Raw genomic sequence first — 24,342 nt, forward strand, 5'->3', positions numbered from 1 at the left:
TTATCAGGGCGACAACATCAGGACAGGATGCAGACGATGACGCTGGTTGACAGGAGCGGCTTCGACAGGACGGGCCGGTTCAGGAGTTGCAGTCGGCGAATAGCGGGCATTCTGAGCGTGGCGGCATTGCTGTTGCTGACAGCCTGTTTTCATCATCCGGCGCAGAATTACTTCATATTCTTTGCCCCCGATGCGTCTCAACCGAAAACGGACAGCCTGCCGATTTTGAAAGTGGCGGTGACCTACGCCAAGGATCATCCCGATCAGAATATCATTGTGGTCGGCTATACGGACCCTGTCGGCTCGGCCAAGGATAATCATGATCTGTCTGAAGAGCGTGCCGACACCATTCGCAAGGATCTGATCAAGGCCGGTATTCCGCAGGCCCGGATCACAGCGCGCGGTCATGGACAGACCCAGCCGGAATGGAACAATCAGGAAAGCCGCCGGGTCGAGATCAGATTCGAGCACCCCTGACAAGAGACTGGATCATGAAACAGTCTTCTGGCGCAGTTCTGTTTGTCTGTCTGGGTAATATATGCCGCTCTCCATTGGCAGAGGCTGCTTTTCGGAGGGAGGCGCAGCGTGCCGGCCTGACGGTAGATATTGATTCTGCCGGGACGGGAGGTTGGCACGCAGGAGAACCCCCTGATCCCCGTGCGCAGACCATAGCGTGGCGTCATGGAGTGGATATTTCTGACTATCGGGCGAGACAGATCAGCGCGGATGATTTTAAGCGTTTTACCCATATCATTGCATTGGACCGCGACAATCTGGCGGCCTTGCGCCGTTTGCGCCCGAAGGACTGCCTGGCTTCCCTCAGCCTGCTTTTGGATGAAGTGCCCGGACGGGAGGGACAGTCGGTCGCCGACCCGTATTATGGCGGCCTGAAAGATTTCGAGGTTACCTGGGCCGATGTATCGGCGGGCGCAGCGAGTTTGGCACTGCGCCTGTTGCGGGGGCGGAATACACCATCCGACTAAGGGGCACTTTCACAGTCTTCTATACCTGCCCCTATGACGACGGGGCCAAGTCCGTTGCTCTGTGATCTGCAACCGGTAGTGGCATTGCTTTTTCCCGGACCAATTGAGGCCGAGGAATTGCTTCCGGCCGATGCGGCTGAGGAAGAGGGGAGCATGGCAGGCGTGCTAGTTGCCGTGCTGCCGCCATTATTCATGGCCGCGGGATAGGCGGCCGGGTTCGTATTCGTCATCACGGCGCTGCCTTCCGCCGGGCGTGCAGCGGTATCGTCCGTGGCACGATTCACGGCACTGGTTGCAGGGCGGCTGGCTGTTTCAGTGGTCGGGCTACTCTGCTGCACAGTGGTTTGTGCCGCAGTCTGGGGAGACGAACTTTGGACAGATGATGAAGTGGCTGTCTGGGCCGGGCAGGGTAAGGAAAGAAGACTGCCTGCCAGAAAAACCGGAATGGAAACAAACAGGGCGGTGCTGATCCCCCTGCACCGGGAATGCTGTTTCAGTCTGCTCATAGTCTGCCTCCCTGTTTCACATGGGCCGTGAGAAGAACGGTTCAACCGGCATCCAGATTGCGCAGGGCATCTCCCCGGCCGAACAGACGCAGCAGGGAGCGTGCAGCCAGTCCACGAGGGCCGGTCAGGCCGGGGTCCTGATCCAGCAGATAGGCCGCATCCCGGCTGGCGATGCGCAACAGCGCTGCATGGCGGTCCGTATCGGCCAGCCGCCAGGAGGGCAGGCCCGATTGTCGCTTCCCAAGCAGATCGCCTCCTCCCCGCAGGCGGAAATCCTCATCGGCGATCAGGAAGCCATCTTCCGTGTCCCGCAGTAATGTCAGACGGCGGCGCGCGGTTTCGCTCATGCCGTCTTCATGCAACAGCAGGCAGAAACTGGCCGCAGCACCACGGCCGACCCGCCCGCGCAACTGATGCAGCTGCGCCAGCCCGAACCGCTCGGCATGCTCTACCACCATGATGCTGGCTTCCGGTACGTCTACGCCGACTTCCACCACAGTCGTTGCCACCAGCAGGCTGGTGCGGCCCGCGGCGAATTCGGACAGCGCCGCCTCTCGTTCGGCACTGTCCTGTTGGCCATGCGCCAGACCGACCTTCTCGCCAAACCTGGCACGCAGCACGGCAAAACGCTCCTCTGCCGCGGCCATGTCGCTGACGGCGCTTTCGCTGACCAGTGGACAGACCCAGTAGACGCGGTCGCCCTTGTCCAGCGCCCGGCCGATACCGTCGATGACGGCGTCCAGTTTGCTCAGAGGGTGCAGGGTGGTGCGGATGGGTTGGCGCCCAGCCGGTTTTTCGGTCAGGCGGCTGACATCCATCTCACCCCATTGCGTCAGCAGCAGGGTGCGGGGGATCGGGGTGGCGGTCATCACCAGCACATCGGTCCGGCTGCCTTTGCTGCCCAGCATGCCGCGTTGCTCGACCCCGAAGCGATGCTGCTCGTCAATCACGGCGAGGCCGAGATCACGATACTGCACACTGTCCTGAAACAGCGCATGGGTCCCGACGATGATCTTGATGCGCCCGGCCTGGATGCCCAGCAGCAGATTGCGCCTCGCCACCCCTTTGACCGAGCCGGTGAGCAATCCGACCTGTACGGGGGAAAGTTTCGACAGGGTGCGGTAATGCTGTTGCGCCAGTAATTCCGTGGGCGCCATCATGGCTGCCTGCGTACCCGCCTCTACCGCACGCAGCATCGCCATCAGCGCTACCAGCGTTTTGCCGGCGCCGACATCGCCCTGCAACAGCCGCAGCATGCGCCTTGGGGCCGCCATATCGCCGTCAATTTCCGACAGGGCCTGAAGCTGCGAACCGGTCATGGGCTTGCCGAACCGGATGAGAGCTTCTTCCCGCAGGGTATTGTCGCCGGAGAGAGACCGGCCCGGGCGCTGTCGCTCGCGGCGTTTCATCCATGCCATGGCCAGCTGGTGGGCGAACAACTCGTCATAGGCCAGCCGGTCATGCGGGGACTGATCCGGTATCTGCTCCGGCTGATGCAGCGCATGCAGCGCGGCACCGAAACAGGGCCAGGATTTCTTCGCCAGCAGATGCGGATCAATCCATTCCGGAAAATCGGGCAGGCAGCCAAGTGCTTCTTTCAGCGCACGCCGGATCTGGCCCGGAAACAGTCCGGCCGTAAGCGGCCAGACCGGCTCGATGGCTGGAATGGTGTCCATCTGGGTGATGGGGACGATATGGTCAGGATGGGGAAAGGTGATTTTTTCACCGAACCGGTCGGCCTTGCCGGAAACTGCGACCCGGGTGCCGATCGGCAAACGATCCAACCGGGCGCGGCTGAAGAACACGATATCTGCCTCGCATCCCTCCCGGTCCATGACTTTCACACGCCATGGCTGCCGTCTGGTAGCCGGAGCATGATGCGCCACGACGTCCAGCGCGATCGTCACCACTGTGCCGGGTTGAGCTTCCCGCAAAGCGCTGATGGCTGTACGACGGGTGAACCCATCCGGCAGGTGAAACAGAAGATCCAGCACGCGTGGACCGCCGCAGGCTTTCTCCAGCAGCGGGGCAAGAGTCGGACCGATGCCGGGCAGGGAGGTCAACGGAGCGAACAGGGTGGAAAAAGGATCGCTCTCCACCGGTGCGTGATCTCCCTGATGTGAACCGGTATTTTACACTGAATCGCAGATCATGACCGGATCGTTGACATGGCGGGCTGACAAAACCTGCCATGCGGCTATATGAACCGGCCTGATGGTCCATGAAACCCCCCTTTCCGATCTTTCCCCTGTTCCTGATCCCGCTCTGGAATCACGACGCCGTCGTTTGCTGTTCCGTGCCACGCATCGTGGCACGCATGAGAACGACATTCTGATTGGCGGTTATGTCGCGGCCCGTCTGGAACAGTTTTCCGAAGCGGAGCTGGATGCGTTGGAAGCAATCATGGATCTGCCCGATCCTGACCTTGCGGACTGGCTGACCGGGCGCAGGCCGATCCCGCCGGATCATGACACCTCTTTGCTCCGTGCGATGAAGGACGCCGCCGGACGTTGAACGGAGACCCGCGATGCTGACAGTTTACGGTGCTCCCGAGGGTTGGGATGCGGTTCTGATCAATCGCCGCCGTCAGGAGACGGGTGGGGTGATCGTGCATGTGGCGCGGGATGATGCCCGTGTGGCGCGTCTGGCCGAGGCGCTGCGGTTTTTTGCGCCAAAGGTCGAGGTGCTGACTTTCCCCGCCTGGGATTGTCTGCCGTACGACCGTGTTTCCCCTAATCCGGAGCTGGTCAGTGAACGTGTTGCCACGCTGGCGCGGCTGGCGGAGATGCCTGATTCTCCGCGAATCGTGCTGACGACATTCAATGCGCTGGTGCAGCGTGTGCCGCCACGGGGCCAGTTTCATGGCACGGGGCTTGATCTGGGGGTAGGCGATCTGGCCGACCCGGATGAGATGGCGCGGTTTTTGGACCAGCACGGCTATGTGCGCGCCGGCACGGTCATGGAGGCCGGGGAATACGCTCTGCGGGGTGGAATCGTCGATATTTTCCCCTCCGGTGAGGCTGAGCCGATCAGGCTCGACCTGTTCGGCGATCAGATTGAAAGCATCCGCCGCTTCGACCCCACTACCCAGCGCAGCGGTGAGGCGGTGGAGCGGCTGGTGTTGCGACCGGTCAGCGAAATTCCCCTCGACAAGGACAGTATTACCCGTTTTCGCACTGCCTGGCGGGAGGTATTCGGTCAGGACGCGGCGCAGGATCCGATCTATCTGAGCATTTCCGATGGGCGGCGTCATGCCGGTATGGAGCATTGGGCACCCCTGTTTCACGAAAGCATGGAAACCCTTCTGGACTATGTGCCCGGCGCGGTGGTGAGTCTGGACCATCAGGGCGAGGATGTTCTGCAATCCCGTCTTGAGATGATCGAGGATCATTTTCATGCCCGCCATGCTCCGGTGCGGGAGGGCGAAACACCCTATCGGGCCTTGTCACCGGAGCGGCTCTATCTGACCCGTGCCGAATGGGATGCGGCGATCAATCCGCGGCAGCCGGTGATTTTTTCCGTGTTCGACCGGCCGGATGGAGCACAGGGCGTGGATGGCGGTGGCCGCTCCGGTGCGCTCTTCGCGAAAACAGCCGCGACTGAAGGCGGCAATTCCTTTCAGCAATTGCGGGATGCATCCCAGCAATGGGCGAAAGATGGCCGGAGACTGATCGTGGCCGCATGGTCGCGCGGCTCCCGCGAGCGGCTGATGCATCTGCTGCGTGAGAACGGCATAAAGGCAGAGACCGCCGGAACGTTCGAGGGCGCGCGCAACCTGCCCTTCGATACGGCGGCGATGGTGGTGCTGGGGCTGGAACGCGGATTTCTGGCCGAAAAAATCGGTGTGGTCAGCGAACAGGATCTGTTGGGCGAGCGTATCGCCCGTCCGCCGCGCAAGCGCAAAAGAGCGGACCAGTTTATCGCCGAGGCCACCGAAATCGCCGAGGGTGATCTGGTGGTGCATCAGGATCACGGCATTGGTCGCTATGACGGGCTGGTGACGCTGACGGTCAGTGGTGCGCCGCATGACTGTCTGCGCCTGCTGTATGACGGTAACGACAAGCTGTTCCTGCCGGTCGAGAATATCGAGATGCTGTCCCGTTTCGGTGCGGAAACGGCGGGTGTGGCGCTGGACAAGCTCGGCGGCGTCAGCTGGCAGAGCCGCAAGGCGAAGATGAAGCAGCGTATCCGCGATATGGCCGGAGAGCTGATCCGGATCGCCGCGGAGCGTAAGGTGCGTGAAGCACCGATGCTGACCCCGCAGGAAGGCGCGTGGGATGAGTTCTGTGCCCGTTTTCCATTCGCGGAGACGGAGGATCAGGCGCGGGCCATCGCCGATGTGCTGGAGGATATGGCTTCCGGGCGTCCAATGGATCGTCTGATCTGCGGCGATGTCGGGTTCGGCAAGACCGAGATCGCCTTGCGGGCGGCTTTCGTGGCGGCGATGACGGGCGCACAGGTGGCGGTGGTGGTGCCGACCACCCTGCTGGCGCGGCAGCATTACCGGACCTTCGCCAAACGGTTCGAAGGACTGCCGGTGACGGTTGCCCAGCTCTCCCGCATGGTCACGGCCAAGGAAGCCAGCCAGGTGCGGGCGGGGCTGGCGGATGGCTCGGTGAATATCGTGGTTGGCACGCATGCGCTGCTGGCCAAGACGGTCCAGTTTGCCGATCTCGGCCTGGTGATCGTGGATGAGGAGCAGCATTTCGGGGTCTCCCACAAGGAGAAGCTGAAAGCATTGCGGGCCGATGTGCATGTGCTGACGCTGACGGCAACGCCGATCCCGCGCACGCTTCAGCTCAGCCTGTCCGGGGTGCGGGAGATGAGCATCATCGCGACACCGCCCGTGGATCGGCTGGCGGTGCGCACTTTCATCATGCCATTCGACAGCGTGGTGGTCCGGGAGGCGATCCAGCGCGAGCGTTTCCGGGGTGGTCAGGTTTTCTGTGTCTGCCCGCGTCTGGAAGATCTGGGCCGTATGGCGGAACGTTTGGCGGAAATCGTGCCGGAGGCGAAGCTGATCACCGCGCATGGGCAGTTGGCCCCCACCGAGCTTGAGCGGGTGATGACCGAATTCGGTGACGGCAAGCACGATATTCTGCTGGCGACGAATATCGTCGAAAGCGGGCTGGATATGCCGGCGGTGAACACGATCATCATCCATCGTGCCGATATGTTCGGTCTGGGGCAGCTTTATCAGCTGCGCGGACGGGTCGGGCGTGGCAAGCAGCGTGGCTATGCCTACCTGACCTGGCCGCAGGCGCATCGTCTGTCGGTCGCGGCGGAAAAGCGGCTGGAAGTGATGCAGACGCTGGATACGCTGGGGGCAGGCTTTACGCTTGCCAGCCACGATCTGGATATTCGCGGTGCGGGTAATCTGCTGGGTGACGAACAGTCCGGCCATATCCGCGAGGTCGGGATCGAGCTTTATCAGCAGATGCTGGAAGATGCGGTCGCTGATATGCGCCATGCCAGCCATCGGGAGTCGGCACGCGACTGGACGCCGAATATCGGTCTGGGTCTGCCGGTGCTGATCCCGGAAACCTATGTGCGCGATCTGCCGGTGCGCCTTGGCCTGTATCGTCGCATCGGTGCGCTGGCATCGGATGCGGAGACCGAAGCCATGGCGGCGGAACTGGTGGACCGGTTCGGCCCCATGCCGGAGGAGGTCGAAAACTTGCTTCAGGTGGTATCGCTCAAACGGCAGTGCCGTCTGGCCGGGGTGGAGAAGCTGGAGGCCGGGCCGAAAGGCATGGTGGTACAGTTCCGGGGCAATCATTTTGCCAACCCGGCCGGTCTGATCGCCTGGCTCGCCAGTGTTCAGGGACCGGGGGGTGTTCCGGGGCAGGGCCTCAAATTGCGGCCTGATCACAAGCTGGCGCTGGTCTACGACATGACTGTGGCAGAGCGTGTGCAGGTTGCGAAAACCCTGCTGGGCAATCTTGTTCGCTTGACGCAACAGGCGCAGGCGGCATGATCTGCGGATGAAACATCCGAATGGCTCCCTACTGCATGTTCTGGTTGGACGCTCTGCTCCACTGGGGGAGCGGCAGGTGCCGAGCGCGATCGACAAGCGCCCGGTTGCGGGGGCCTTGCAGGCATATCGGAACGGGTTCGCTGAGGACGATCAGGCGGATCGCCGCGTGCATGGCGGCCCCGACAAGGCGCTGCATCACTACCCGGTCGAGCATTATGCCATGTGGCGACAGGAAGAAGGGGAACACCCTTTGCTGCGTCCCGGCGGCTTTGGCGAGAATTTATCCTCCCTCGGTATCATGGAGGAGGATGTGGCGCTTGGGGATGTGTTCCGCCTTGGGGGTGCCTTGCTGGAGGTCTCGCAGTCGCGTCAGCCTTGCTGGAAGCTGAATGCACGCTTCGGCCTCAGAAAAATGGCGCTGCGTGTGCAGGAAACCGGGCGTACGGGCTGGTATTATCGGGTGCTGGAAGAAGGGATGATTCGTGCCGGGGATCAGTTCCAGCTTCTTGAACGCCGCTCTCCAGAATGGACGCTGCGGCGCGTATGGAACGTGCTGTATGTCGATTCACTGAACCGGGATGAGCTGTCGGAGATGGCCGCGCTGCCGCATCTGCCGGAAGGCTGGCAACGCGCCGTGCTGCGCCGGCTGGAAGTCGGGGTGGTCGAGGACTGGTCATCCCGCCTGAATGGATGAAGCGTTTATCCTCAGCCCTCGTTTTCAAGCGCGCGGCATCGTGCGTAGAGATCGAAATTGTCCTTTTCCAACCCGGCAATTCTCGCTTCCAGCGCTGCAATGCGGGCAGCCATTGCCTGCACGGGAATTTTGATCGGGATATGCGCCGCACAGTTTGAATCCCAGGCGGTGACATGCATGATAAAGGCCTGAAGCGGATGCCCGGCATAGGAATCGACGCGCAGCCTGTCCAGCAAAGCGGGGTCGTCATCAACCATACGAGCCTCACCCCATATCTTGACCCTGTGGCGTTCCTCATAATCCATCAGAAACAGGCAGCATTTTGGATTTTCCGACAGATTGCCGGTGGTGATGTACTGCCGGTTTCCCTTCAGATCGGCAAAGCCCAGCGTTGAACTGTCCAGAACCCGCAGAAAACCGACTGCTCCACCACGGTGCTGTAGGTAAGGCTGTCCATTGGCGCTGGAGGTCGCGAGGTAAAAGCTGTCCCGTTCGGCAATGAAATCGGCAAGAGGCTGGTCAATGCTGGATCGGAATGTTTTCTGGCGGAGCGCCTGATAGGAGCCGAATCGTTTCTGGGCGTTCTCCGTTGCCTGAGAAAACACAGTCTGGCGGGTGCTGGTCGAAGCAGAAGACTGAATATCCTGAGCTGTCATGCTTTCTGCCGGAGGTTCAGTGCGGGTCATATTTTTTTATCACAAGCCGGTGAGGAAAAAAGACAAAGTAAAATCTCGCCCCATTGCGATCTGGCACGTTACACTCAGAATGCAACGAGAACAGGGGGCCGTATCATGGCGCATGACAATAATCTGATTGCCATGATCGTGATCGGTTTCGGTCTGGCCTTTCTGTTTGGAACAGCGGCGCATCGGCTGCGCCTGCCTCCGCTGGTCGGGTATCTGTTGGCGGGCGTGGCGCTGGGGCCTTTTACGCCGGGCTTTGTTGCGGATCAGACACTCAGTTCGCAACTGGCTGAAATCGGTGTGATTCTGTTGATGTTCGGCACGGGGCTGCATTTTTCCGTCAAGGATTTGCAGGCCGTTAAAAATATTGCTGTGCCGGGCGCCTTGTTGCAGGTTTCCTGTACCAGCCTGCTGGGATTTGGTGCTGCGTTATTGTTCGGCTGGTCGGTGGGGGCGGCGATCGTCTTTGGCTTCTGCCTTTCTGTCGCCAGTACTGTCGTGCTGATGCGTGCCCTGCAGGACCGCCACCTGATGGAAACAGCCAAGGGGCGTCATGCCATTGGTTGGCTGATTATCCAGGATCTGGTCACTGTCCTTATTCTGGTGCTGCTGCCTGCACTGACCGGAGTACTGAAGGGTGGAAAGATTGATGTTCTGCCGTTGCTGGAAACCATCGGTCTGACGCTTGGCAAAGTCATCGCTTTCATCGTGCTGATGATGGTGATCGGCAAGCGCGTGATCCCCATGGTGCTGCACTATGCCGCGCATACCGGTTCGCGCGAGATTTTCCGTCTGGCGGTGCTGGCGATTGCCTTGAGCGTTGCATTCACGGCTTCTGAACTGTTCGGCGTCTCCTTCGCATTGGGAGCATTTTTTGCCGGCGTGGTGCTGAGCGAAAGTCAGCTCAGCCAACGCGCGGCAGAGGAAAGCCTGCCGCTGCGTGATGCGTTTGCAGTGCTGTTTTTCGTTTCCGTTGGTATGCTGGTCAATCCGTCTATCCTGATCCGTCAGCCGGTGGAGGTGATGGTTACGGTTGCGGTGGTTGTGATTGGCACGCCGCTGGTGACATTTTTGATCCTGCGCGCCCTTCGCCAGTCCATGAGTGCATCGATGATGATTGCCGCCGGGCTGGGGCAGATTGGCGAATTCTCCTTCATTCTGGCATCGCTCGGTGTTTCTCTGGGGCTGATGCCGAAGGAGGGACAGGATATGATCCTGGGTGCCTCCATCATCTCGATCTTCCTCAATCCTCTGCTGTTTTCCTTCTATGAGCGGCGACGTCAGGCCGTTGCAGCCGCTCAGCAGGAGACAGTAAGCGCGTTGACTACGCCCACAGAAGACAAGATCCCCGCTCAGCCAGAGAGCGAAGAGCCGGACGATACGCCGGTTCCAACCACCCTCCGGCAGCATGCTGTTCTGGTTGGGGCAGGCCGTGTCGGTGGCCTGATTGCCGCCGCCCTGCTGGAAGGCGGCAAGCCGCTGGTTGTCATTGAGGAAAATAACGAGCTTGCCCGTAACCTGCGCGATCATGGGGCGGATGTGTTCCTCGGCAATGCTGCCGGTGGGAATGTTCTCGATCTCGCCAATGTGACTGAAGCGAGGCTGCTGCTGATCGCGATCCCCAACGCATTCGAGGCTGGGCAGATCGTCGAGCAAGCCCGCCAGCGGAATCCGAATCTGGAGATCGTCTGCCGCGCGCATTTCGATGACGAAGTCCGCCATCTTCAGGAATACGGGGCTGATTTCGTAGTGATGGGGGAGCGTGAAATTGCGCTTGCCATGCTGAACCGGGCCGAAACGGTCGAGGTCCGGCACGATGAAAACCCCGACGAGGCCTCCCCAAGCCTCGGCTTTTCAGCTGTTGCTCCGACTGATGTCTGAGCATCAATCGGGGAGGAAGCTGGGGCAGGGGTAAGACAGCATCCATGCTCCGGCAGCCCAGCCGTTCGGTTTTGGCATAACCATGCCTTTGTGACGAAGAGTAGAGCCTGTTTTGTACAGGTCGCCTTTGTTCAATGCCAATGACCGCTATGGTCAAAAAGCGTCAGCATGGTGACCAGGTACGGTAACAAGGAGCGTTTCCTCTCATGGCTCTCTCAGCGAAGCCGGTCCAGCGTCCGGCCAATCCGCAATTTTCCTCCGGCCCATGCACCAAGCATCCCGGTTGGTCGCTCGCGGCGCTGGATGTATCCCTATTGGGTCGTAATCACCGTATGGTCGCGCCGAAGGCCCGTCTGAACGAAGTGATCCGTCGCAGCCACGCGCTGCTGGAGCTTCCGGCCGACTGGATCGTCGGGCTGGTCCCGGCCTCCGATACCGGGGCGGTGGAGATGGCGCTCTGGTCGATGCTCGGGGCGCGTGGCGTGGACGTGCTGGCCTGGGAAACCTTTACCGAAATGTGGGCTGTGGATGTCGCCACGCAGCTCAATCTGACTGATTATCGGCTGTTCCGCGCTCCATGGGGTGAACTGCCTGATCTATCCGCAGTCGATGCCCTGAACCGTGATATCGTCTTCGCCTGGAACGGTACCGCAGCCGGGGTGAAAATGCCTGATGCGAACTGGATCCCGGCTGATCGCAAGGGGTTGACGATCTGCGATGCGACCTCGGCTGCATTTGCGATGGAATTGCCATGGGACAAGCTCGATGTCGTCACATGGTCCTGGCAGAAAGTGCTGGGTGGAGAAGCCGCGCATGGGATGATCGCGTTGTCGCCTCGCGCGGTCGAGCGTTTGCTGACCTTCCAGCCGCCACGCCCCCTGCCGAAGATTTTCCGCCTGACTGAACCCGGTCCGGATGGTAAGCCTCAGTTGATTGATAGTCTTTTCCAGGGTGAGACCATCAATACTCCCTCCATGCTTTGCGTCGAGGATGCGATGTCAGCCATCGCATGGGCGGAGCATATCGGTGGTGTGAAGGCGCTGATCGCGCGCAGTCAGGCGAATTTCGCGGCGGTGGAACGCTGGGTTGCTCGCACCCCGTGGATTGATTTTCTTGCAAAGAACCCTGCTACACGCGCCACGACCTCCATCACCCTTCGTCCTGTGTCACCGTGGTTTACAGCGCTGGATGTGGTGGAACAGGCTGCGGCGGTAAAGCGGATGGTGTCGTTGATTGAGGCGGAAGGGGCCGGGTTCGACTTCGCCAATTATCGTGATGCTCCTGCCGGGTTCCGCATCTGGGGTGGGGCCACCGTTGAAACGGCTGATGTCGAATGTCTGCTGGGCTGGATCGACTGGGCCTATGCTCAGGTGCAGTCGGAATATGTGCAAAAGGCTGCCTGATCGCAGTCGCTTCAGAAGTTTGAACAAATGGGCCGGATGCAACTCTGGAGGGGGTATGCATCTGGCCCGCTGTTTGCTGCGTTCATGCCGAGCAATGTGATTGAGCAGTGAGGGCAGTATGAAGTTCCCGGCCTGGTTGGCTCCCGGTTTTCTTGCGGGATGGGTGGCTCTGACGGGGCTGACGGTCTGTCTGCCTGATAAAGCGCAGGCGGAACTGGCGGAAGGGCAGCAGGCCCCCGGTTTTTCTCTGGAGGCTGCGCTGGCCGGAAAGACCTTCCGTTTTTCTTTGGCCGAGGCGCTCAGGAGCGGTCCGGTGGTGGTCTATTTCTACCCGGCTGCTTTTACTTCCGGCTGTACGCGGGAGGCCCATGATTTCGCTGAGGCCATGCCGCGTTTCAAAGCCCAGCATGCCACGGTCATCGGGGTATCTGGGGATGCACTGACAACCCTTGAAAAGTTCTCTGAGTCCGCGTGTGGCGGGAAGTTTCCGGTGGCGGCGGATCCGGATCGTGCTGTGCTAAGGCAGTATCAGGTGCTTCCGGATGCGCTCAGCATGCATGCCACCCGTACCTCATACGTGATCGTGCCGGGTGCTGCGGGACAGCCTGGTCGGATCATCTACGTCTATACGGATGGTAATCCAGAGAAACATGTTTCCAACACCCTGCATGCCTTGCAGCAATGGCGGTCTCACCCGTCCGGCCATGAGGAACAGGTCAGGTCACACTGACGGTTCACGCGGGTTCGTGATAACGGGTATGATCCTCCGCTTTTCGGGAATGGCCTGATCCGGTCCGGCGATGACGCCTGATGAAACAGACTCAGAAGCGGGTAGAGTGGACGATGGATAACCGTTCCTTGATGATCGTGTGGTTTGTCGGAGCCGTGATCGCCCTGACGATTTACGCGCTTGACCCTGGCAGCTTGTTCGTAATGCTGGCTGAACTGGTGGAAACGGTCCAATCCCATACCATGGATCTGTTGGCGACGCTGGGGGTCCGGCTGGAGAATCTGATACGGGCATCAGCCATCGCCCTGTATTTTGTTTTTATTGTTCTCGGCTTTCTTGCTCTGCGCTCCGGATTAAAGGCGAAGGCGGCCCTGCTGGTAGTATCGGGGGTCTTTTTCATGTTGGTCGGATCTCCCGGCGGATGGGGTGTGCCGGATAATGGAGGACACTGGGGTGCCGCCTGCCTGCTGAGCGGAGCAGGTGCCCTGACCATGACAAGACGTATTCTGCTGGCCTCTCACATGGAATTGCGGGAGGGTTCTGCCGGTTGGGAGCGGAAGTTGCCTTGAAGAAACCGGCTTTGGATGCAGGACGATATGCAGGGTGAGGGCTGGCGCTAAAACCTCTTTCGCGTTTTATCTACGCGGCCCGGTTTGCGGCTTGCATTCTCTCTGGACGGTGTTTCCCGTGGCCGGGAACATCACTGGCATGAAAAGGTAAGGTCATGATGCGTCTATTCGTTTTTGCTCTGCTCACCGTCTCCGTTCTGCCTGCCATGGCGCAGGCCGCCGATACGGGCTGGAAGCCATCGAAATGCGGGGCAGAGCCGTCGGCCCCGGCCATCGACCTCAGCAACTACGCTAAATACGGCGAGAGCGTAAAAAAGGTGAACCAGTACCAGAAAGATGCACAGACCTATAATACCTGTGTCCGCAATGAGGCGAAGACGGAAATGGACGCCATCAGCAAATCCGCCGCCGCTATTCAGAAAGGTATCTGGGACAATTTCAGCAAATATAATGCGGCTTTCAAGGAAGCTGAAAGCAAGACAAAAAAGTAATTTCTGCAGAATAGCATCAGGACCGGCCCTGTTTGAATGCCGGTCCATGTTATTTACGGCCCGAATACGCGCACTGCCCGACGCCGGACAATAAAATCGGCTGGCGTGCGTGTTGTGATCTCACCGTCTGTATTAATACTGCGAGGATGTCTGGTGTGTACTTCCAGAGCCTCCTCTGACAGGGTTATGACTTCACGCCAGCGTCCCTGGGTTCCTCGCCACAGGGCCGGTAACAGGCGGATCAGCCTCCATGCGCTGTCAACTTCCAGACTCCATACATCCAGCTTGCCATCATCGATGGAGGCATCTTCGCTGACCGTCATGCCTCCGCCATAATGGCGTCCGTTACCGATGGCCAGATGAAGGGTTTTAGTGACCGTCGTCGTACCACCGTGACGGATTTCAGCATGAAAGGGACGCAGGCGCCGTGCGACACGCAGGGCTGCGATCGGGTAACCGAATATTCCAAACCGTTTTTTCGAGTCGCTGGTCAGCGCACGGGTCAGGGCGACGCCGAACCCGATACTGGCGACATTGAAAAAGGGCACTCCATTGACTTCACCCAGATCAATCCGATGCTGCTTGCCCTGTGCTATGATACGTGCCGCCTGCTCCGGGTCGGCAGGGATATTCAGTGTTCGTGCCAGATCATTCGCGGTGCCCAGCGGGATAATGCCTAAGGGAAGCTGTGTCTCCATCAGAGCCGGGGCGGCGGCATTCAGCGTTCCATCACCACCGCCGATCACAGCACAGTCGATAGAGTCGCGCAGGTGGAGCAGACTGTGGTTGATGTCATCTGGCCCCTGGCAGGATGGTATTTCGACCTTTATCCCTTGGGCTTCCAAAGCGGCGATGACTTGATCAGCCGCATTTCGTCCCTTGCGGCTTTTCCTGTTGATGAACAGGGCGGCTCGCCGTGGTGGAGCAACCTCGGCTTTATCACTCATGATGCCAGTCCGATCAGATGCAGGATGGCGGTATAGCCGAGCATCACCAGCGCAATATCGGCCACCAGCGCTACCAGAGCCATGATCCAGCCTACCGCAATCCAACGTCCATCCCGAACGAAAACACCGGTGGCAGAGACCAGCAGGGCGGAAGCGGGCAGCATATTGCCCAGTGGAATCGGCAGGATAATGAGGATTGCATTGCTCAGGCAGGCAAGCCCGGTCAGCTTCTGCCATATCCCGTCCATGGCCCAAAGCCAGCCGGGCCTGCTGTGACGGCCCAGCCAGTTCAAAGGCCGCTCCAGACGCTTCAGGACGGCATTGATATCGTGTCTTGCCATGCTTCTGCGACGCAGAAAATCAGGCATCCAGAGATGATCCCCGCGAATCATCAGACCGATGGAGATGATACAGGTAGCACCCCCGAAAACAGGTGCAGGTCCCGGTATCAGCATGGCCAGTCCAAGCAGCAACAGGATCAACCCCGGCCCGCTGCTGCCTGCATGATCGGACAGCGCACCAAGCCCGATCCGGCTGCTGGTGGGATCGGCACTGCCATCAACGATGCCATAGAGATTTGTGACGAGATTACTCTGACGGGAGGGCGGGCCAGAGGGCGGGCGAGAGGGCGGTGACGTGGCTGACGATGGCGACACGATGAAAACGGGTCTTTCTGTTGAGGATCGTAACGAGACCGTAAAGGGGTTCCGTAATCTGGAACGACTCTGGAACCATCAGGTTGCCGCATCGGCCTGTCAGATATCACGGTCAATGGCAGTGGTAATGGCTGCGGTTCGGGCTGTCATCGAGAGTGAAGCCGCACATTTCACCCTATAATTCTGCTGGACAGAGGAGAATTGCCAAACTCCTGCCTTCCTGATGGTGCTGGACGGATGCTATAGCCCCCGGCGGCATGAGTGACATCACATCCAATAAGGCGCTGCTCCCGTCGGGACTGCGCGATCTGTTGCCTCCCGAGGCGGAGGCAGAGGCCGTTTGCGTAGCGACCCTGATGGGGGTTTTCTCGGCGCATGGTTATCGCCGGGTCAAGCCGCCCCTGATAGAGTTCGAAGAAACCCTGTTCGCCGGAGCGGGTGGCGCTGTATCAGATCAGTCTTTCCGGCTGATGGACCCGGACAGCCATCGGATGATGGCGGTCAGACCCGATATCACACCCCAGATTGCGCGTATCGCGACCACAAGGCTGGCCGAGGCTGCGCGTCCGTTGCGGCTGTGCTATGCCGGGGAATGTGTGCGGGTCAGCCCCGGTTCCCTTTCCGCCGACCGTCAGGTTTCTCAGGCCGGGATAGAATTGATCGGGGTTGATACGCCTTCTGCCGATGCGGAGCTTATTCTGGTCGCACGGGAAGCTCTGGCTGCAGCCGGCCTCACGCAGGTCAGTTTCGATCTGACCCTGCCTTCTCTGGTGCCGGTGCTACTGGGGCAGGCCGGGCGTGAAGAGGGTAGTCTGAAACCCCTGCTGCATGCGTTGGATCGCAAGGATGCGGCGGAGGTGAAGAAACAGGCCGATCGCATTGTCGGGCCTGCTATCGCCGATATTCTGGGTGATCTGCTGTTATCGGCCGGTCCAGCAGACGGTGCGCTCGCCGCCTTGCAACGGGCCGCGTTGCCGGATGAGGCACAGGCTTTGGCCGAGCGTCTGGCGGCAACGGTGGGTGAAATCCAGGCCAGTGCGCCTGATCTCCGCCTGACGGTCGATCCTGTTGAATTCCGTGGCTTCCGCTATCATACCGGTATCTGCATGACGGTTTACGCCCCCGGAGGCGGTGCGCCCGGTGTGGGGCAGGAGTTGGGTGGCGGTGGCCGCTATATGTGTCAGGGGGAAGCAGGTCCGGAATCAGCATCCGGCCTGACCCTGTATCCGGAAGCCATTCTGAGGGCAGTCGCCTCCAAGCATCGCCCTGTCCGTGTATATGTTCCGGTGGGTGCCAATGCGGATCGCGCTGCGGCATTGCGGCGTCAGGGCTTTGTGACGGTGGCGGCCCTGGATGGTGTTGCCGGCGCTCATGCATCGGATCACTTCGTAGCGGCACGGCAGCAGGGCTGTGTGCATGTCCTTGCTGACAGTGCGTTGGTCGCTGTGCCGGATGCATTGGGCAGCTGATTTTGCTTCTTTGCCTGCCGGTCTGATCCCGATGATATGTCAGGATCATACCGGCGTGGTGTTTTAAGCGCGCAAGCGCATTGTGGATGGCAGGTTATAGAGCAGCCTGCCTGATTTCATGGAGTAACGCGCATGGCCAATGTTGCCGTGATCGGCGCCCAGTGGGGTGACGAAGGAAAAGGCAAGGTCGTGGACTGGCTCGCCAGCCGCGCCGATGTCGTGGTTCGTTTCCAGGGCGGCCATAATGCGGGCCATACGCTGGTGGTTGGTGATCAGACTTACAAGCTGTCCCTGCTGCCCAGCGGGCTGGTGCGCGGTAAGCTCGGCATCATCGGCAATGGCGTGGTGGTCGATCCGGAGGCCCTGCTGTCTGAAATCGCCCGTGTTTCCGCCCAGGGGCTGGCCGTAGGGCCGGAGACCTTGCGCATTGCCGATAATGCGACGCTGATCCTGCCGCTGCACGGTGCTATCGACCGTGCGCGGGAGCAGGCGAGGGGTGACAGCAAGATCGGCACCACAGGCCGCGGCATCGGCCCGGCTTATGAGGACAAGGTTGCCCGCCGCGCGATCCGTATCGCCGATCTGGCCGAGCCGGAAACCCTGTCCGCCAAGCTGGACGAGCTGCTGTTGCATCACAACACCCTTCTGGCCGGGTTGGGTGCTGAAACTTTCGAGAAGCAGGCGCTGCTCGATCAGCTTCTGGCGCTGGCGCCGAAAATTCTGCCTTATGCGGAACCGGTGTGGGAACGGCTGGATGAGATCAAGCGGGCCGGACAGCGCATCCTGTTCGAAGGGGCGCAGGCGGTGATGCTGGATGTCGATCACGGCACCTATCCGTTTGTGACCAGCAGCAACACCATCGCGGCGACAGCAGCAGGCGGCTCCGGCATGGGGCCAAGCGCGGTCGATTTCGTACTCGGTATTGCCAAGGCCTATTCCACCCGTGTCGGCTCTGGTCCGTTCCCGACCGAATTATTTGACGAAACCGGCGAACTGCTTGGTGATCGCGGCCATGAATTCGGGACCGTCACCGGCCGCCGCCGTCGCTGCGGCTGGTTCGATGCGGTGCTGGTGCGGCAGGCGGTGAAGGTCGGTGGTATTCAGGGGCTGGCCCTGACCAAGCTGGATGTGCTGGATGGGCTGCCGGAGCTGAAAATCTGCACCGGCTATCAGATCAATGGCGAGACATTCCGGCGTCTGCCTGCTTCTCCTGCGGCTCAGGCGGCAGCGAAGCCGGTTTATGAGTCGATGGAAGGCTGGTCCGGCTCCACGCAGGGCGCGCGTTCATGGGCCGATCTTCCTGCGCAGGCCATCAAATATGTCCGGCGGATCGAGGAACTGACCGAGGTTCCGGTCACGCTGCTTTCCACCAGCCCGGATCGGGATGATACCATTCTGGTGAAAGACCCGTTCGAGGGTTGAGACGCCTGTAAAAACGGCCCGGTTGAAAAACCGGGCCGCTTGTCTGTGTTAGGGTGGAAAGCAGAAGAAAGACGATCAGGCTGCGGTGGCGCGTTGATAGTCCTCGACCTTCTGATCGGCTATGCGGCGCTGTTCGATGACTTCGGCTTTCATCGCCTTCTGAAGCTTCTCGAAAGCGCGTACCTCAATCTGCCGCACCCGCTCGCGCGAGATATTGTAGTGCTGCGACAGATCTTCGAGCGTGGTCGGCTCGTCTTTCAGACGACGCTCGGTCAGGATATGGCGTTCGCGGTCGTTCAAGGTTTTCAGGGCATTGGCCAACAGGGTTTTGCGGCCACCCAATTCCTCAGTATCCGCGAGCACGGTTTCCTGTGTCTCGGCATCATCGACCAGCCAGTCCTGCCACTCTCCTTCGCCTTCCTGACGCAGCGGAGCGTTCAGGCTGTGATCCGGGGCGGACATGCGGCGGTTCATCTGCACCACATCCTGCTCCGGCACATTCAGCGAGGTAGCGATTTTGGACACCTGCTCCGGCTTCAGATCGCCATCATCAATGGCCTGCATCTGCCCCTTCAGACGGCGAAGGTTGAAGAACAGTTTTTTCTGAGCCGCAGTCGTGCCCATTTTCACCAGCGACCAGCTATGCAGGATATATTCCTGAATAGCGGCTCTGATCCACCACATCGCATAGGTTGCCAGACGGAAGCCGCGATCCGGATCGAACCGGCGGACTGCCTGCATCATCCCGACATTGCCTTCGCTGATGAGTTCACCAACGGGAAGGCCATAGCCGCGATAACCCATGGCAATTTTGGCGACGAGACGAAGATGGGAGGTGACAAGCCGATGGGCCGCACCCATATCTTCAGTGTCACGCCAGCGGCGCGACAGGTCCAGCTCCTCCTCGGGGGTGAGCATGGGATATTTGCGAATTTCCTGAAGGTAACGGGAAAGGTTGCCTTCAGGAGCGATTTTAATGACGGCAGAGGCCACGGACAGGCTCCTTTCGTCTGGCGATGTGCTGTGTCCTGCCCATGATAAGGCGCAGAAGGCACATCGGTTCCGGAGGATAGACCGGAAAGGGTGTCCGGAAGACCTTATAGTCGCTTCATCATCCCTGCATGAGGCAATGATAAAGACGACAGGCCGACACGGTGGGGCACCCCACAGCACCGTGTCTGTGTGAAAAAGATAAAGGACCAATCTGGTCCGGTCAACATTAAAATTATGATAAACTATGAATTATGATCGAGTAAATCGATGAGGCTCATCATATCTTCCGGCAATGGGGTCTCGAAACGCAGATTTTCACCGGTTCGTGGGTGCCTGAACCCCAGCACGCCGGCATGGAGCGCCTGGCGGGGAAAGTCGAGCAAAGCGTTTTTGACATCCTGATCCAGACTCTTTGCGACGGCTGGAATGCGGCGCAGATAGACCGGATCACCGATGATGGGATGTCCGTTTGCGGAGAGATGCACGCGGATTTGATGAGTGCGCCCGGTTGCAAGCTTGCATTCCATCCGTGTGACAGCGTCATACCATGTTGCCATGGCGCGGTAATGGGTCAGTGCGGGTTTGCCGCCATGACGGACAATGGCCATGCGCTTGCGATCTCTTGGGTCGCGCCCGATGGCACCTTCAATATCGCCTTCTCGGGGCGTAAGGACACCCCATGCGAGCGCGGTATACAGCCTTTCCAGATCACGTGCCGCAAACAGGGCTGAAAGGGCTGCCAGAGCAAACTCCGTCTTGGCGACAACCATGACGCCGGAGGTATCTTTATCCAGACGATGCACAATGCCGGGGCGCTTTTCTCCGCCGATTCCTGGCAGGTTCTCCCCGCAATAGGCCAGCAGCGCATTGACCAGCGTGCCGTCTGGACTACCGGGGGCCGGATGCACCACCATGCCAGCCGGTTTGTCGAGCACAATCAGATCGTCATCCTCGAACAGGATCGGGAAGGCGATGTGCTGAGCAATGGGAATGGCCGGAGCAGGGGTGGGCAGACGCAGCCGGTACAGGCTGCCGGGACGCACCATCTCAGCCGGTCCACGGACACTTTGCCCATCACGGTGGACCGCGCCACTCTCGATCAGTGATTTCAGCCGGGAGCGGCTCATATCGGGCAGATGGATGGCCAGAAAGCGGTCAATCCGCTCCGGTACTGCGTCGGGGGCGGCGGAGACCGTTATTTCTGCTTGGCTTGGATCGTTCGGGGTGGCAGGCATGGGGCGCGGATAGCGCAATTATGATCGCTTAGGAAAGACAAAGGACGTTCATGCAGCAGCTTCTGAAGGCCGCCGTTATTCTGATGGGTGTTCTGATCATTGCGGGAGTGGTCGCTCTGGCCATCCTGATCCCGCAGCGTATGGGCGGTGCTGGCTGGTTTCAGCAGGGCGCGCAATCCATCTCGGTTCCGGCCCCGTCCGGTTCCCGCATTGCCAGTGTCGGGCTGAGCGACAAGAGGCTGGCACTCCATCTGCAAGGGGGTGGCCCTGATCGCGTGGTGATCGTCGATATGGCGACCGGTGCCGTGCGCGCGCAGATCGTTCTGGCCCCACAGATTCCTGAGATAGCCAGATAATAGGGCGGCGGCCTCTTGCGTTGGCAGGAGGCCGCATGTATAGAGCGCCCCTCACAATGCCTCGTCCCATTCGTCTAGAGGCCTAGGACACCGCCCTCTCACGGCGGCAACAGGGGTTCGAATCCCCTATGGGACGCCATTGAAATCATTAAATATTTTGAGTTATCCACAAATGTTTTAGATGGTGGTTTGACCATCTAAATATCAGAGATGCTCTTTTTGTTTAAACAGTTCCTAAAGGCACCAGCCTCTATTCGGGACTGGCGGCTCCGTCGGCGGTAAACCAGATCACCTGACCATGCGGGCATAGATGCGTGGCGGGAACGTCGGTGGTGCCTTCACGAACAGCTTTGATAATCTCCGCCTTCCCTTTGCCCGTCACCAGAAAAGCGATCACGGATGCACTTTCCAGAGCGGGATAAGTAAGGCTGATCCTGACCTCCGGGCGGCCTTCCGATACGGCGGCAACCCATTTTTCGCGCTCTTTCAAAATGGGCTGGCCGGGAATGAGGGACGCTGTATGGCCGTCCTCCCCGAGACCCAGAAACACGACGTCGAAAAACGGCTTTTCCGGATCGAGCGTATCAGTCCCATAATCCGCCTTCATCCTCGCTTCATAGCGTTCAGCTATGACGACTGGATCGCCTTCTCCCGGAATGGGAAAAACATTGCTGGGCGGAATGTCGATATGGGACAGCAAAGCTTCGTTCGTCATGTGGAAGTTACTGTCGGGGTCATCATGCGGAACGAAGCGCTCATCACCCCAATAAAGATGCACCCTGGTCCAGTCGATCTGCTTGTTCCACGGGGCCTGCGCAAGCGTCTGATAGAGTTTCCGGGGGGTTGATCCGCCAGACAGCGCGATACGCACCGGGGCCTGAGATTTCTGGATACGCTCGGCCAGCCACGCGGCAACATGGTCAGCAAGAGCCTGTGCCGTATCCAGCACGACGAGTTGTCCTGGCAATGCAGCCGCACCGGGATTGGTCATGAGAGAAAATGCTCCTCCATCGCTTTCGCGAACCCTTCATCCTCGACAGAGCTGGTGACGGCGCTGGCTTCCGCCTTAACCTCATCATCCGCCTGGCCCATGGCAATGCTGAATCCGGCGACCGTGAACATTTCCACATCATTTGCTGAATCGCCGATGACCGCGATCTGCGCAGGCTCAATGCCGTAATATTCAGCGAGATAACGCACCACGCCGCCTTTGTTGGCATCGGGATGAGTGATATCGAGATAATAGGGCTGTGAACGATTGACTGACGCCTGATTGCCGAGTGTGGTCTTGATATGCCGTTCAGCGCTTTTGACGCGTTCACCATCATCGCTGACGCCCACGATCTTCACAGTGTCGTTCAGGAGTGAAAACAGATCGTCAGTCACGGCTGGATCGGATTGTGTGGTCCAGGCTTCCCGTTCTACATGCGCGGCATCGGGATTGCGCAGATACCACTGCTTCTCCGTGTAAACCCAGATATCCAGACCGGCCTCTTCCAGCATCTCGACAGCCTGCTTCGCAGCATTCGGGTTGAGAGTGCGGGCCAGAATGGGATGAAGCGCGGTATCGGTGATCATGCCACCATTGAAGCCCGCAATCGGCGTATCAAGGGTGAGGGGTTCAAACAGCATCCGCATCCCGATCGGAGGGCGACCACTGGTTACGGCGAATTTGATCCCCTTGTCCCGCAACGCCTGCACCGCCTTGATTGCTCGCGGGGTCAGAACTTTCTGTTTTGTGACGAGTGTATTATCGACATCGCTCAGAACAAGCCGGATATTCTGGCTCATGAATTAAGATCCCTCCACTGGAACCCGTCTTTCGCCAGCAAATCATCGGCTTCTTTCGGGCCATTGCTGCCGGATGCGTAGTTCGGGAAATCAGGCGTCTGCCTGGCCCATGCATCCAGAATGGGCTGCACGATCCTCCAGCCTGCCTCGACGAAATCGGCACGCTGGAACAGCGTGGCATCGCCGATCATGCAGTCATAGATCAGCGTTTCATAGCCGGTCGTCGGACGACGTTCGAAGAAATCAGAATACCGGAAATCGCTCGATACCTGTTTCACTTGCACGGTCGGCCCGGGAACTTTGGCGTTGAAATCAATCGACATGCCATCATTCGGGCTGATGCGAATGACAATCTGGTTGGGCGGTAAATTTTCGATCCCGGTGTCACGGAACAGCGTGAACGGAGGGCGCCGGAATTGCAGCACGATTTCGGTGCAGCGTTCGCTCATATGCTTGCCGGTGCGCAGATAGAAAGGCGTCTTGCCCCAGCGCCAGTTGTCGATCATCAACTTGATGGCGACGAACGTTTCAGTGGCTGAATGCGGATCCACATTCAGTTCGGAACGATATCCCTGAACGTCTGCGCCTTTTACGGTGCCTGGACCGTACTGGCCGCGGACGGCATTGTCGGCCACATCTTCCTCGGCCATCAGACGAACAGCCTGAAGCACCTTGGCTTTTTCGGACCGCACTGCATCCGCATCGAATGAAACGGGAGGCTCCATCGCCGTTACAGCCAGCAGCTGGAACAGATGGTTGGGCACCATATCCCGCAAGGCACCGGCATGGTCGTAGAAGCCGCCACGCTTTTCAACACCGACCGTTTCAGCGGCGGTAATCTGCACATGTTCAATGAAGTGGTTGTTCCACAGATTTTCGAACACGCCATTTCCAAAGCGCATCATCATGATGTTCTGGACGGTTTCCTTGCCCAGAAAATGATCAATCCGGTAAACCTGATTTTCCTTCAGAATACCAAGGATTTTTTTATTCAGATCCTGTGCTGATCCAAGATCATGGCCAAAAGGCTTCTCGACAATGACACGCCGCCATGGCCCTTCATCTTTTTGCTCGGTCAGTCCGGCGGAGCCAAGCTGTTCGATAACCTGCGCAAAAAATCTGTCTGCAACAGCGAGGTAGAACAGACGGTTGCCATCACGCAGAGACTGCCCCAGATTTTTAAATGTCTGACTGTCGGAGAAATCACCTTTAACATAGGTGAAGCGATCCATCAGCCATTTCCAGGCATCTTCGTCGATAGAATCTGTTTCGAATTCGACACCTTTTTTGCCGATAAAAGAATGGATCATGTCGGTCAGCTGTTGACGCCAGCTTTCCGTATCCAGATCGGCGATATCGACGCCCACAACCCGAAAATCATCCGGCAGCATTTTTGATGCTGCCAGACTGTAGAGTGACGGGGTCACCAGACGTTTCGTCAGATCACCACCTGCCCCGAAAATAACCATGTCGCAGGCAGGGGCGGGCTGGAACACCGTGCTGTTGGTTTCAGCCTGCGCCCGCGTGCAGCCCATTTTGGGAATGGAGGACATGAC

The 24,342-nt window shown here is 59.3% G+C and carries 23 protein-coding genes and 1 tRNA gene; 14 read left to right on the forward strand and 10 right to left on the reverse strand.

The genetic code is table 11. From position 1 onward, the window contains the following. Positions 1-36: 36 nt before the first annotated feature. Both GBCGDNIH1_RS16625 and GBCGDNIH1_RS16630 read left to right on the forward strand, forming a co-directional pair. Complete coding sequence (locus tag GBCGDNIH1_RS16625) at positions 37-477, forward strand: OmpA family protein (RefSeq protein WP_157691985.1); 441 nt, start codon at positions 37-39, stop codon at positions 475-477. Between the two features lie 14 nt (positions 478-491). Next, on the forward strand, positions 492-983 hold the full coding sequence (locus tag GBCGDNIH1_RS16630) for a low molecular weight protein-tyrosine-phosphatase (protein WP_011631539.1): 492 nt from the start codon (positions 492-494) through the stop codon (positions 981-983). Here GBCGDNIH1_RS16630 and GBCGDNIH1_RS16635 read toward each other — a convergent pair. Both GBCGDNIH1_RS16635 and recG read right to left on the reverse strand, forming a co-directional pair. Continuing rightward, positions 980-1,489 carry a hypothetical protein gene (locus GBCGDNIH1_RS16635; RefSeq protein WP_025319221.1) on the reverse strand — a complete coding sequence of 170 codons (510 nt, stop codon included), beginning with the start codon at positions 1,487-1,489 and terminating at the stop codon, positions 980-982. The two genes, GBCGDNIH1_RS16630 and GBCGDNIH1_RS16635, sit on opposite strands and share 4 nt — an antisense overlap. Positions 1,490-1,530: 41 nt before the next feature. Then, positions 1,531-3,588: an ATP-dependent DNA helicase RecG gene (gene recG / locus GBCGDNIH1_RS16640; protein ID WP_011631541.1), complete on the reverse strand. Its 2,058-nt coding sequence runs from the start codon at positions 3,586-3,588 to the stop codon at positions 1,531-1,533. A 115-nt stretch (positions 3,589-3,703) separates the two neighbouring features. Between recG and GBCGDNIH1_RS16645 the strand changes: the two genes are divergently transcribed. The 3 genes from GBCGDNIH1_RS16645 to GBCGDNIH1_RS16655 are packed head-to-tail and all read left to right on the forward strand — an operon-like array spanning position 3,704 to position 8,160. Beyond that, the gene (locus tag GBCGDNIH1_RS16645) at positions 3,704-4,003 is read left to right on the forward strand and encodes a succinate dehydrogenase assembly factor 2 (protein ID WP_011631542.1); all 300 of its coding nucleotides are present in this window, start codon (positions 3,704-3,706) and stop codon (positions 4,001-4,003) included. A gap of 13 nt (positions 4,004-4,016) precedes the next feature. Then, entirely contained in the window at positions 4,017-7,466 is a 3,450-nt protein-coding gene (gene mfd, locus GBCGDNIH1_RS16650) for a transcription-repair coupling factor (RefSeq protein ID WP_011631543.1), read from the forward strand. A 7-nt stretch (positions 7,467-7,473) separates the two neighbouring features. Further along, positions 7,474-8,160, forward strand: coding sequence for an MOSC domain-containing protein (locus tag GBCGDNIH1_RS16655; protein ID WP_011631544.1), 687 nt, complete (start codon positions 7,474-7,476; stop codon positions 8,158-8,160). Between the two features lie 11 nt (positions 8,161-8,171). Here the strand turns inward: GBCGDNIH1_RS16655 and GBCGDNIH1_RS16660 are convergent, their stop codons facing one another. Continuing rightward, entirely contained in the window at positions 8,172-8,846 is a 675-nt protein-coding gene (locus tag GBCGDNIH1_RS16660) for a pyridoxamine 5'-phosphate oxidase family protein (protein ID WP_011631545.1), read from the reverse strand. Between the two features lie 105 nt (positions 8,847-8,951). Between GBCGDNIH1_RS16660 and ybaL the strand changes: the two genes are divergently transcribed. From ybaL to GBCGDNIH1_RS16685, 5 genes are all read left to right on the forward strand, one after another. Further along, positions 8,952-10,724 (forward strand): YbaL family putative K(+) efflux transporter, encoded by a 1,773-nt coding sequence (ybaL, locus tag GBCGDNIH1_RS16665; protein ID WP_011631546.1) that lies wholly within the window; start codon positions 8,952-8,954, stop codon positions 10,722-10,724. A 206-nt stretch (positions 10,725-10,930) separates the two neighbouring features. Continuing rightward, positions 10,931-12,127, forward strand: coding sequence for a phosphoserine transaminase (locus GBCGDNIH1_RS16670; protein WP_011631547.1), 1,197 nt, complete (start codon positions 10,931-10,933; stop codon positions 12,125-12,127). A gap of 118 nt (positions 12,128-12,245) precedes the next feature. Further along, on the forward strand, positions 12,246-12,857 hold the full coding sequence (locus GBCGDNIH1_RS16675; protein WP_025286350.1) for a peroxiredoxin: 612 nt from the start codon (positions 12,246-12,248) through the stop codon (positions 12,855-12,857). Positions 12,858-12,937: 80 nt separating this feature from the next. After that, positions 12,938-13,426 (forward strand): hypothetical protein, encoded by a 489-nt coding sequence (locus GBCGDNIH1_RS16680; protein ID WP_011631549.1) that lies wholly within the window; start codon positions 12,938-12,940, stop codon positions 13,424-13,426. A gap of 155 nt (positions 13,427-13,581) precedes the next feature. After that, positions 13,582-13,917 carry a hypothetical protein gene (locus GBCGDNIH1_RS16685; RefSeq protein ID WP_011631550.1) on the forward strand — a complete coding sequence of 112 codons (336 nt, stop codon included), beginning with the start codon at positions 13,582-13,584 and terminating at the stop codon, positions 13,915-13,917. A gap of 53 nt (positions 13,918-13,970) precedes the next feature. Here the strand turns inward: GBCGDNIH1_RS16685 and GBCGDNIH1_RS16690 are convergent, their stop codons facing one another. After that, entirely contained in the window at positions 13,971-14,864 is an 894-nt protein-coding gene (locus tag GBCGDNIH1_RS16690; protein WP_011631551.1) for a lipid kinase, read from the reverse strand. Continuing rightward, a complete protein-coding gene (locus tag GBCGDNIH1_RS16695; RefSeq protein ID WP_011631552.1) occupies positions 14,861-15,520 on the reverse strand; it encodes an exopolysaccharide biosynthesis protein in 660 nt (219 codons plus the stop codon). The genes GBCGDNIH1_RS16690 and GBCGDNIH1_RS16695 overlap by 4 nt, the downstream gene beginning before the upstream one ends. A gap of 257 nt (positions 15,521-15,777) precedes the next feature. On the opposite strand from GBCGDNIH1_RS16695, the gene GBCGDNIH1_RS16700 reads away from it, so the two are divergent. Beyond that, positions 15,778-16,989, forward strand: coding sequence for an ATP phosphoribosyltransferase regulatory subunit (locus GBCGDNIH1_RS16700; protein WP_011631553.1), 1,212 nt, complete (start codon positions 15,778-15,780; stop codon positions 16,987-16,989). Positions 16,990-17,121: 132 nt separating this feature from the next. Beyond that, positions 17,122-18,411, forward strand: a complete 1,290-nt coding sequence (locus GBCGDNIH1_RS16705) for an adenylosuccinate synthase (protein ID WP_011631554.1) — start codon at positions 17,122-17,124, stop codon at positions 18,409-18,411. A gap of 75 nt (positions 18,412-18,486) precedes the next feature. On the opposite strand, the gene rpoH is transcribed toward GBCGDNIH1_RS16705, so the two are convergent. Together rpoH and GBCGDNIH1_RS16715 are read right to left on the reverse strand one after the other, a co-directional pair. Further along, the gene (rpoH, locus tag GBCGDNIH1_RS16710) at positions 18,487-19,410 is read right to left on the reverse strand and encodes an RNA polymerase sigma factor RpoH (RefSeq protein ID WP_408606543.1); all 924 of its coding nucleotides are present in this window, start codon (positions 19,408-19,410) and stop codon (positions 18,487-18,489) included. Positions 19,411-19,646: 236 nt separating this feature from the next. Continuing rightward, positions 19,647-20,639 carry an RluA family pseudouridine synthase gene (locus GBCGDNIH1_RS16715; protein WP_011631556.1) on the reverse strand — a complete coding sequence of 331 codons (993 nt, stop codon included), beginning with the start codon at positions 20,637-20,639 and terminating at the stop codon, positions 19,647-19,649. Positions 20,640-20,689: 50 nt separating this feature from the next. On the opposite strand from GBCGDNIH1_RS16715, the gene GBCGDNIH1_RS16720 reads away from it, so the two are divergent. Next, positions 20,690-20,995, forward strand: a complete 306-nt coding sequence (locus GBCGDNIH1_RS16720) for a hypothetical protein (RefSeq protein WP_011631557.1) — start codon at positions 20,690-20,692, stop codon at positions 20,993-20,995. A 63-nt stretch (positions 20,996-21,058) separates the two neighbouring features. Next, positions 21,059-21,134 (forward strand) — tRNA-Glu (locus GBCGDNIH1_RS16725). 111 nt (positions 21,135-21,245) lie between these two features. Here the strand turns inward: GBCGDNIH1_RS16725 and pgl are convergent. The 3 genes from pgl to zwf are packed head-to-tail and all read right to left on the reverse strand — an operon-like array spanning position 21,246 to position 24,339. Further along, entirely contained in the window at positions 21,246-21,986 is a 741-nt protein-coding gene (gene pgl, locus GBCGDNIH1_RS16730; protein ID WP_011631558.1) for a 6-phosphogluconolactonase, read from the reverse strand. Next, positions 21,983-22,786, reverse strand: coding sequence for a Cof-type HAD-IIB family hydrolase (locus GBCGDNIH1_RS16735; RefSeq protein ID WP_011631559.1), 804 nt, complete (start codon positions 22,784-22,786; stop codon positions 21,983-21,985). The genes pgl and GBCGDNIH1_RS16735 overlap by 4 nt, the downstream gene beginning before the upstream one ends. Next, complete coding sequence (gene zwf, locus GBCGDNIH1_RS16740; protein WP_011631560.1) at positions 22,783-24,339, reverse strand: glucose-6-phosphate dehydrogenase; 1,557 nt, start codon at positions 24,337-24,339, stop codon at positions 22,783-22,785. The genes GBCGDNIH1_RS16735 and zwf overlap by 4 nt, the downstream gene beginning before the upstream one ends. Between the last annotated feature and the right edge of the window lie 3 nt (positions 24,340-24,342).

The organism is Granulibacter bethesdensis CGDNIH1 (assembly GCF_000014285.2).
GTDB lineage: Bacteria > Pseudomonadota > Alphaproteobacteria > Acetobacterales > Acetobacteraceae > Granulibacter > Granulibacter bethesdensis.